Here is a 1,708-nt window from a genome sequence, read left to right as displayed (position 1 = left end):
AAAAGAGGCGCCGGGACCTACACCTTTGCCAATAATAGGTAATATGCACCTTTTGGGCAAGCACGAATCGCCATTCCAGTCTTTCACGGACTTGGCGAAAACTTATGGAGACATTTTTACGCTGCAATTGGGAACGTCGAAATGCCTAGTGGTTAATAATTTGGACCTCATCCGGGAGGTCTTGAATCAAAATGGAAAATTCTTCGGCGGACGGCCTGACTTTATCCGATTTCATCAACTTTTTGCTGGCGATAGGAATAATTCCTTAGCACTATGCGATTGGTCAAACCTTCAACTAAGAAGAAGAAATCTCGCCCGCCGCCATTGTGGACCCAAACAACACACCGACAACTTCGCGCGCATCGGAGACGTCGCTACATTCGAATCCATAGAACTGCTACAAACACTTAAAAACATAACCCGTACTTTAGACTCCAGCATCAACCTAAAACCGATCTTAATGACTACAGCAATGAATATGTTTTCGCACTACATGTGCAACGTGAGATTTGACGCCGAAAACGACGAAGATTTCAAGCGCATCGTCGACCATTTTGACGAAATTTTCTGGGAGATTAACCAAGGTTATGCCTTAGATTTTCTGCCGTGGCTCCAACCTTTTTACAAGAAGCATTTAGATAAACTGTCTAACTGGTCTTCAGATATTCGCTCGTTCATTCTTTCAAGGATCGTAGAACAGAGGGAATTGGATCTGGACATAGAAGGGCCTGAAAAGGACTTTCTAGATGGGTTGCTAAAAGTTTTACATGAAGACCCGACGGTTGATAGAAATACTATAATCTTCATGCTTGAAGATTTTCTAGGCGGTCATTCTTCGGTGGGTAATCTTGTCATGTTATGTTTGACAGCTGTGGCGAGAGACCCTGAAGTCGGCAGGAAGATTAGGGCAGAATTAGACGGTTTGACTAAAGGCAAAAGGCCTGTTACATTACTCGACCGTCATAGTTTGCCATACACAGAAGCAACTGTCTTAGAATGTCTAAGATACGCCTCATCCCCTATCGTTCCTCATGTAGCTACGGAGAACGCAGCAATCTCAGGATATGGCGTAGAAAAAGGAACGATAGTCTTCATAAACAACTATGAACTAAACACTTCAGAGGAATACTGGAATGAGCCGGAGAAATTTGACCCATCAAGGTTTCTAGAAAAGACCAAAGTTAGGGTTCGAAGGAATTCTTTCTGTGATTCCGGCATGGAATCTGATGGGGAAAGGCCGAGCAAGCCAGCGGAGACGGAAAAAGAAGTCTGGTCTGTTAAGAGGAACATCCCACATTTCCTGCCTTTTAGTATAGGTAAGCGAACGTGCATTGGTCAAACTTTAGTAACTACGATGAGTTTCGTCATGTTTGCCAGTATAATGCAGGAGTTTGAAATTGGGGCTGAAAATTTGGAAGATCTAAGACAGAAACCGGCGTGTGTGGCTTTGCCTAAAGATACGTATAACCTATTTTTGATCCCGAGAAAACATTGATCTTTTTGATTTTTTTGAAAGTACGTAAATTATTTGCGCTTGGTTCTTTTATTTGTAGTTTTGTGTTGACGCTGTTTTTTTTTTGAAAAAATTGCAGGTTTTTTTGTAGTTACCTTTTTAGCGAAAATTTTATAACTTTTTAATTTGAATGGTTTGCGATAATAGATATTTCTATGTACTACATCCTAATAGATATTTCTATGTACTACATCC

1 protein-coding gene is annotated in these 1,708 nt (G+C 41.2%); it reads left to right on the top strand.

Annotated elements, in window-relative coordinates; all coding sequences use genetic code 11:
- Positions 1 to 1,495: cytochrome P450 (locus ASG23_RS19715; protein ID WP_082516381.1), on the top strand; the 1,495-nt coding region annotated here is incomplete at its 5' end.
- Positions 1,496 to 1,708 lie beyond the last annotated feature (213 nt).

It is taken from the genome of Cellulomonas sp. Leaf395 (assembly GCF_001424125.1).
Taxonomy (GTDB): Bacteria; Actinomycetota; Actinomycetes; order Actinomycetales; family Cellulomonadaceae; genus Cellulomonas.
This window is presented reverse-complemented; position numbering and strand designations above follow the sequence as displayed.